Source organism: Bradyrhizobium sp. WSM4874, assembly GCF_055811835.1.
The window spans coordinates 1-8,698 of the sequence record NZ_JBVVPR010000094.1; the positions used below are offsets into that span (position 1 = coordinate 1).

General features: G+C 60.7%; 2 protein-coding genes and 4 pseudogenes. 2 read left to right on the plus strand and 4 right to left on the minus strand.

Going from position 1 to position 8,698, the window contains the following annotated elements:
• On the plus strand, positions 1 to 1,924 hold a 1,924-nt coding region (locus tag AC0L3P_RS38690), incomplete at its 5' end, for a recombinase family protein (protein WP_473309272.1).
• Between the two features lie 15 nt (positions 1,925 to 1,939).
• Here the strand turns inward: AC0L3P_RS38690 and istB are convergent.
• The 4 pseudogenes from istB to istA form a co-directional block, all read right to left on the minus strand.
• Positions 1,940 to 2,565: pseudogene (istB, locus tag AC0L3P_RS38695) on the minus strand (IS21-like element helper ATPase IstB); the annotation flags it as partial.
• Positions 2,566 to 2,573: 8 nt separating this feature from the next.
• Positions 2,574 to 3,451 (minus strand): annotated as a pseudogene (locus AC0L3P_RS38700) (Mu transposase domain-containing protein); the annotation flags it as partial.
• Between the two features lie 77 nt (positions 3,452 to 3,528).
• Positions 3,529 to 4,568, minus strand: a pseudogene (locus tag AC0L3P_RS38705) (IS481 family transposase).
• Between the two features lie 112 nt (positions 4,569 to 4,680).
• A pseudogene (gene istA / locus AC0L3P_RS38710) lies at positions 4,681 to 6,023 on the minus strand (IS21 family transposase).
• A 1,439-nt stretch (positions 6,024 to 7,462) separates the two neighbouring features.
• On the opposite strand from istA, the gene AC0L3P_RS38715 reads away from it, so the two are divergent.
• Positions 7,463 to 8,221, plus strand: a complete 759-nt coding sequence (locus AC0L3P_RS38715; protein WP_473309273.1) for an SDR family oxidoreductase — start codon at positions 7,463 to 7,465, stop codon at positions 8,219 to 8,221.
• The last annotated feature ends 477 nt before the right edge of the window (positions 8,222 to 8,698 follow it).

Below are 8,698 nucleotides of genomic sequence, written 5' to 3' on the forward strand. Positions count from 1 at the left end.
GCGCGTCCAGGTCATTGATGAGGATCTGGGCAAATCCGGTGCTGGCGGTGTGGATCGTCATGGTTTCCAGAAGCTCATTGCCGAGATCGGCCTTGGCAACGCCGGTCTCGTGGTGAGCCTCGACGCTTCTCGCTTGGCCCGCAACGACTGGCATCAGCTTCTCGAGCTGTGCTCGGTGTTCGGCGTGCTCATTGCGGATGGCGAGCGGCTTTACGATCCGCGCGCCTACCACGACCGCCTGCTGTTGGGCTTGTCCGGCATCATGAGCGAGGCGGAGTTGCATCAGCTTCGAATGCGCCTTCACCAAGGGGAACGCCAGAAGGCGGCGCGCGGCGAACTGCGGCTGCCCCTGCCAGCCGGGCTCGCCTATGATCGAGCGGGCACAATTATTCTCAATCCCGATGAGGAGGTGCAGGCCCGCCTTCACCTCGTGTTCGCCAAATTCCGGGAACTGCAAAGCGCTCGCCGTGTGATGCGTTACTTGGACAGGAACGGATTGTCCTTGCCGGTTCGACCGCTGCTTGGACCATCTCCACATGAGATCGTCTGGCGGGCGCCAGATAGTGCACGCGTCCTTAGCGTCCTTCAAAATCCGGCCTATGCTGGGGCATACGTTTATGGCCGACGGCAAAACGATCCGAGCCGATGCCGGCCAGGATCGCTGACGGGAACGGTCAAGGTGGCGATCGGGGATTGGGCGGTTTGCCTCCACGCCGCTCACCCAGGGTATATCAGCTGGGAGGAGTTCATGGCCAATCAGGGGCAACTGGCAGATAACGTCTTCCGCTATGAGGCAGGACATTCTGGCGTACCGCGCAAGGGGGCCGCCCTGTTACAAGGAATTGCGATCTGCGGCCGTTGCGGACGGCGCATGAGCATGCGCTACACTGGCCCGAATGCCGACTATCCGGTCTATTGCTGCCGCTCGGATCGGGACCAGCAAGGCAGTGCACTGTGTCAGGAAGTCCGGGCCTTGGCCGTTGACGCGCTGGTCGAGCGGGTGGTCCTCGATGCCCTGGTGCCGGATCAGATTGAGATCGCGCTCGCGGCGGCAGGCCAACTGGAGCAGGAGAGCCGTCAGCTCGAGCGCCAGTGGGTGCTTCGCGTGGAGCGCGCCCGCTACGAGGCCGAGCGCGCTCGGCGTCAGTATGACGCCGTAGAACCCGAGAACCGTCTTGTGGCGCGCTCACTTGAGCGGGCTTGGGAAGAGAAGCTGCGTGTCGTCGAGGCGGTCGCGCAGCAGCATGCGCGTTGGCGCGTACAAGAGCCGCTTCTGATTGGCCCGGCGGAACGCGCCGGGCTACAAGCACTCGGCGAGAACCTGCCACGGATTTGGAACGCGGCCACCACGTCGGCAGCCGATCGCAAGCGCATTCTGCGATTTCTCATCCGCGAAGTGGTTCTTGATCAGAAGCGGACCCGAGGTCAAGTGTGGCTCAAGATCGTCTGGCAGACCGGCGCAACCAGCGAGCATCACGTACAACGGCGCGTTCACACCTACCGCGATTACACCGACATTGATCGGTTGCGGCGACGGATCGTCGAGTTGAATGCTGAACACAAAATGGATGCCGAGATCGCGGCGATACTCAATCAGGAAGGCTTCGTCGCGGCCCGAGGCTGCGCCTTCAAAGGCGAGAACGTCTGGGTATTACGTACCCGCTGGGGCATTCCCACCGTCAAAATCAACGGCATGGACAAGAACCCAATGCGCTGGCCCGACGGGAGCTTCTCGATTCAGGGCGCGGCCACTGAGCTTGGAGTAACCCCGCAGACGGTGTTCGATTATCTCGCGCGCGGATTGCTGGCGGGTCATCAATTGGCCAAGGGCCAGCCATGGCAGATCGAGCTCTCGGACAAACAAATCACTCAGCTTCGCAACCGGGTACGACGCACCAAGCGTTCCAAGAAGGAGGCATCATGAAGTCATCGGCTCGCCGAACACGCTGGGCCATTCGCCGAACGCAAGATTGGTGGTGACAATGATCGAGGTGCGCTCGTAGAGCCGGCTGATGAGATGGAACAGGAGCTGACCGCCGGATTGCGCGAACGGCAGATAGCCCAGCTCGTCGAGAACGATGAAGTCCATGCGGGTCAGATGCTCGGCGAGCCGTCCCTGCCGACCGTTGCGGGTCTCGGTCTCGAGCCGGTTGACGAGGTCGACGACGTTGTAGAAGCGTCCTCTGGCGCCATCGCGGATGCAACTTCTGGCGATGGCAATGGCGAGGTGGGGTTTGCCTGGCCGGTGCCGCCAACCAGCACGACGTTGCGTTGTTGGGCGATGAAGCCGCCGCCAGCGAGATCATTGACGAGAGTCTGATTGATCGGCGTCCCATCGAACTGGAAGTCGGCGATGTCCTTGGCAAGCGGCAGCTTGGCAATGGTGAGCTGGTATTTGATCGACCTGGCTTGCTTCTCGTTGATCTCGGCGTTGAGCAGGTCGCCCACAATGCGCTGAGGTTCGTGCTGGCGCTTGACGGCAGTTGCCATGATCTCGTCGAAGGCAGCCTTCATGCCGTAGAGCTTGAGTTCGCCCATGAGGTCGAAGATTTGGGTTCGTTCCATCAGATGGTCCTCCGGAGGTTGTCGTAGCGGGCACAATCGGCGATCGGTGCATGGCGGAGCGTCAGTGCGGCCGGCGTCATGATGTTGGCCGGTGGGGCGGGTTCACGTTGACGGGCCAGGATATTGAGAACCACATCGGCGGAATGGACGCTGTGACTGAGCGCTTCGGCACAGGCCGCTTCCACCGCGGACAGACCGTCAGTCAGCACCGCATTAAGGATGTCGACCATCTGCCGATTGCCATCGTCGGTGCTGGCAAGCTTGCGCCGGATCCGCCCGATCGCTGCCGGCCAGTCCTTGAAGGGTGCACCGTTGCGCAAGGCACCGGGTTTGCGCGCCAGCACCGGCACATAGTGCCAGGGGTCGTAGACGGTCTCGCCGCGTCCGAAGCATCGTGGATGCTCCGCAACGATGCGTCCGTCCTGACGGATCACGATGCGATCGGCATAGGCTTGAACCTCGACCGGTCGTCCGACTGCATTGGCTGCGACCGAGTACTTGTTGTTGTCGAAGCGCACCAGGCAGGTCTTCGAGACCGATGCCGTCACCGCATGGAAGCCGTCGAAGCGGCCGGCATAGGGAACGAGTTTGGGGCGTTCGGCTTCGAACACGTCCCAGATCGTCTGATCGGCCAGCTCCGGATGGCGATGAGCCTTGGCGTAGGCGATGCACTTGTCGAGCAGCCAGGCGTTTAACTCGTCGAGGTTTTTGAACCGCATCCGCGGCGTGAAGAAGCGCTCCCGGACCAGCCCGACCTGGTTCTGACCTGGCCCTTCTCCCAGCCCGACGCTGGCGTACAGGCGACCGGATCGACCAGATAGTGGCTGCACATCTGCAGGAAGCGGCGATTGTAGAGACGGCCTTTACCGACGAAGATCGTCTCTACGGTGTAAAAGTATGCACTTGACCTGACAACTGGCTCTTCGTCGTGGTGGGTGTCCGACGAAGCTTTTGTGTCCGGCGCTAGGCCGCCGGCAGCAATTTCTCCCTCGCAACGGGCAGTGCGTCAAGGAAGGTTTGCATGGGTGTCTTTCCATAGCACCATCGTCCCTGATGCGGGCCCGTTTTGTTGTACGCCGTCACCCAACCATCGAGATCATTCTGCAACTCGTCGATGGTGCGATAGATTTTCTTGCGGAACGCCACGCGATAGAACTCATCAAGCACGGTTCGATGGAAGCGCTCGCAGATTCCGTTAGTCTGCGGGCTCTTGGCCTTGGTCCGGGTAAGATCGATGTCCTCGACGGCGAGGTAGAGCTCGTAGTCGTGATGTTCGGGATTGCCGCAATACTCGGTGCCGCGATCCGTCAGCACCCGGCACAGCACAATGCCGTGTTCCTCGAAGAACGGCAGCACCCGATCGTTCAGAATCTCCGCCGCAGTGATTGGCGTCTTGGGGTCGTAGAGCTTGGCGAAGACCACCTTGGTGTAGGTATCGATGAAGGTCTGCTGATAGATGCGGCCCACGCCCTTCATGTTGCCGACATAGAACGTGTCCTGGGCGCCGCAATAACGGGGACATTCGCTCTCGAACTCGCCGTGGACCTCCTTCTCGGTCTTGGCTTTCTCCAGCGCCACGACCTGGGCTTCGGTGAGGACAAAGCCCTCCTGCGCCATCCTGACTTCGAGCGCCTTGAGCCGCGTCCTGGTGTTCGCCAGATCGTGGCGCAACCAGACCGCCCGCACCCCGAATGGCGAGATCGACAAGCCCTGTTTCTTCAGCTCCTTGGAAACCCGCACCTGGCCCCAGGACGGTTGTTCGATCGCCAGCGCCACCACGGCCGCTTCGATCTCAGGCGCAACACGGTTCTTCAGGATCGGCTTCTTGCGGCTGATCTCAGCAAGCGCCAGTTCGCCGCCTTTGTCATACAGCTCCTTGAACCGGTAGAAGCTGTCGCGACTATATCCCATCATCTTGCAGGCCTGGCTGACATTGCCAAGTTGCTTGGCCAGTTCCAACACCCCGACCTTAGCGCGCGAATGACTTTCTGCTCTTGTGTCATGGTTGCATCTCCTGTGCGAGACGCTGCGGGGCAGCGCGGGAGCGCCCGTCCGGGTGAGCGCTCCCGCTCGCCCCGCAGCTCCATTCCCACCGGTTCAAACCAATCTGTCAGATTAAATGGAACTTCTACACCGTTCGCCATGCGCCTTGGCAAGGCCTGCGACCAGCGTCGTCGCCGTGGTGAACTGCACCGTGTCCCCGGCCAGGATCGCCTCTCGCCCCAGCGCGATCGACAAGTGCGTCTTGCCGACTCCGGGTGGCCCGAGCAACAGCACGTCGAGATGGGCGGCGTCGACGATCCGCAGCCGGCGTCCCTCGGACTGCTTGTGCACTGCGACCTGGTGCAATCCATGGCGGATCCGGACTTCGCCGGCCGCGATCGTTACCGCCACGCGCTCGCCAATAAGGCGCCACGGCACCGAGTAGCTGTTCCTGTCTCGATCTCGACGGCGCAATCATTGCCGACGACGCGGGTCAGTTCACGCAACGATCCGAACGACGGCTGCCCTCCGAGCGGCTTCAACCGATGTATCTCCTCACGCGCGAAGCGGATGATCGGCGCCTCGCCGGTCGTGCCGTGGATACGAACGTTCGCAACCTCACGCTCCCATCTGTCGAGATGCGCCTCGAATGCTTCCCAACTTGGGAAGGAATGACCGGCGATCGCATTTTTCTTCACGTAGCCGACGCCGTTCTCCGTCTTGCCCTTCGTGCGCGCCCGATATGGCGCGCAGGCGCGAGGACGGAAGCCCCAATGCTTTGCGAAGGCTATAAGCTTGTCGTTGAACTGAACCGACCGGCTCACCGCGTCGTGGCGCACGACAAGTGCGCGTGGATTGTCCATCAGCACTTCCTCCGGCACACCGCTGAAGGTCGTGAATGTGCTCTCGAGCCCGGCGAACCAATGCTCCTGCCTCTCGGCCCGGAACGCACGCACATGGAGCCGTCGCGAGTGCCCGAGCGTCGCCACGAACACGAATGCCTTGACTTTCGCCCCTCCGATCTCGACCAGGCGCTCCCCGAAGTCGATCTGCAGCTGCTGACCCGGTGGCGTCTCAAACCGCGTCGTCGCCAGCGCCTCCGCCTTCAGCGCCTGGCGATAGGGCTGCACGGCGCGTTGCAGCGTCCGCCGGCTGACTGCCACGCCTTTCTCGGCCAACAGGTCCTGGCGCACCACATCGGCATTGCCGCGATGCCGAATGAGCCTCTCGCGCAGCCAGCCCTCAAGGCCGTCGAGCTGCTTCTTCCGCTCAGGCGACTTGAACGGCTTCACACCGCCCGCCGCAACGTAGTCTTTCACAGTGTGATGGCTGCAGCCCAGCTGCCGCGCAATCCGCTTCACACCCCATCCGCACGCCCTCAGGCGCATCATCTCCGCCACGTCATCCGGCGTCTTCATCACCTGCCCCCGTGGATCATTCCACGGCGAGCCTTCAGTGATTCGTTCCCGCTTCATTCACTCTCTCCTCAGCTATTCGAGGAGGGGCAATTCCTCGTGACGCAGAGGGGGCAGTTTTCCATGGCGCGCGACACTTCGGTTGAGTGCTCCTCCGGTCGCAACGCCATTAAGGGTTCGCCCTCCGCCCTAGAGCCTCCCTCGTGGAGGTTGGCAGTCCTCTTGGCCCAGCGAACCGGCTAGAACTCAAAATGGAGATTTAGGATGAACGAAGGTCAATGCCGAACTCACCTATCGGAATTCCAAAGGGATTTTGGCTGCCCCAGTCAGGCCGGACGGCAGATTGCATCTCGTTAGGAGAGTGCGCAAGTGTGTGACAGTAGCTCAAGCACCAGGGCTTCGACGCTGCGGCATATCTAAGGACAAGTATCATGCCGCTTAGAAGCTGAGCGCATGTTCTTGATCGACGAAGCCTTGACTCGTGTGGACATGGCACTTCTTGCGAAAGAGGGGGTCATCCGGTCCGCCAAACGTTCGTCACGGCCGCAGGAGCGCCATGACGTTCCAAGGCGACCCGCGCCATGACCGCATCGATGCGGCATCATCAGAGACGAATCGAGGGCTTAAGCTTCCAGTCGCAAAGGTTCTCTTGTCGACGATCGTCCTGGCGGCGACTACCTAAAGCGGTAGGCCCACCTCCTCGAACAAAGAGCTATGTTTTGGTTGCGCGCATAGGTCCCGTTGACAAGTGCGTGGAAGTATCAGACCAGCGGACGGGACCACATTCGCGAAAATTCAAACAGCTCGCTTTCGGCTGATATATTAAATCGGGAGGAGATTAGGTTCAGAGTTGCTCTGAGCGCCGGCGGATCCGCAAGGCCAGCGGCACAGGGAAAACCCATCTTGCTGAAAGCGCTGCCCGCGAGGTGAGGCCCAGCTGTGGCGGAACAACGATCGACTGCAAAGATCGGAGCAAGGTCGACTAATGACTCCTCCAATGTCTTCGATTTGAAGCTCCGCAACGTCAGAGACCCGAGAAGAGAAGATCGTTGAGAAAGAGAATCTAGAGTTGTCACGAGCGGGACCATGACATCCTAAAGGTTGCGGCGCTCAATGGACACGGTTCCGGTTCTGAACAAAAAGCGAAACGGTAGCTCTTGGAAGCTTGGGGGCCTTTGGCAAGCATGAGCTCGGACTTCGGCCGGCTGGAAGCCTTCTCGGGATGCAGTGCCAGGCATGCCGGACTGATCACGATCAGGGGTCCAATTGGCTTCTAACCTTCGTCCGTAACGCACGGCCACATCTCGGTTTATGCAACGGACCGGGAGGGACCGACCGACAATCATTCCCAACGGATCGCGCAAACGCCGCGTAGACCGCCGTGTTCACCTTGCGTTTGAGCCTCGCCTCTCGAAAATGGCCAGCATGATCGGGGAATTCTTTTTGGTGGCTGAAAAACACCACACTGCCGCTACCCAACAAACGAATGGAGGCGTGTCGTGAGGCGCGTGAAGGGAAAAGTCATTCTGGTCACGGGCGGGGCTCGAGGGATGGGGGCCGCTCATGCCCGCCTGCTGGTAGACGAGGGCGCAAGAGTGGTGATCGGTGATCTTCTTGAGGAAGAAGGAGAACTCTTCGCGGCTCAACTTGGCACGTCGGCTCTATATGTGCGTCAGGACGTCACAGAACCGGAGGATTGGGGCAACGCGATCGCGAGCGCAGAAAGTCGCTTCGGCGTGCTGAACGGCCTAGTCAACAACGCGGCCATCTACAGCCTTGCGCCGATCGAGCAGCTCTCGCTCGAGCAGTGGAACAAAACCTTGGCGGTCAATCTGACTGGTGTGTTCCTCGGCATGCAGGCGGCTCTCCCGGCGATGCGCCGCGCTGGCGGCGGCTCGATCGTGAACATCTCATCGGCTGAGGGGCTGCGCGGTAGTGCAGGGCTCAATGACTATGTCGCCTCGATGTTCGGGGTTCGGGGTCTGACGAAGTCCGCCGCCCTGGTGGCGGCGGCGTCGGGTGTCCGAGTGAACTCTGTTCATCCCGGCTTGGTCACCGGCCCGACGAGCAGGAATCAGGATGGCTATCGCTTTCCGATTCCACTCGGGCGGGCCGCCCACCCCCAAGAAGTGTCGCACGCCGTGTTGTTCCTGCTAAGCGACGAGTCCTCCTATCTAACCGGATCGGAAATCGTGGTTGATGGTGGTCTGACGATAGGTCTCCCGCACAAATGTCTGCCAGCGGAAAGCATCTTTTGAAAAACATCGACTCCTGGTGTCATCCGGTCAAAGCAGCTTCAAACTCTCGACCGATCTCTCCTTCCTCGAGAAGCTGTAAGACTTGATGCAAACAATGCCGGAAACGCGTTATGACCAGCAGTGCTGCAAGAATCCGAGCAGCTATTCGGACCGTTAGACTAGCTCTCGAGGCGGTCTTCCGTTCGATCGGCAATGTGCGTCCGGTGAGGAGAGGCGTGTGGAACGACGATTCGCATGGGAAATGTATATCCGGCCATGAGGAAGGGGATCCGCTGCGCGATCCCGCGGCTCGCAAATGGGCCGACAGTCCCCTGCAGCCTCCTGAGAACTGAGCGTTCCGCGGCAAGCCGATACATTTGCATGCACGTCGGCTCTGCGCGTGGGGCGCGCGAACTAAGTCGTCGTCCGTGAACAAGGCTCTAAGCGATTGAGCAGGAGTCAGTTTTCCGGTTGCGGCGGCATTTGAGATTGCAGGGA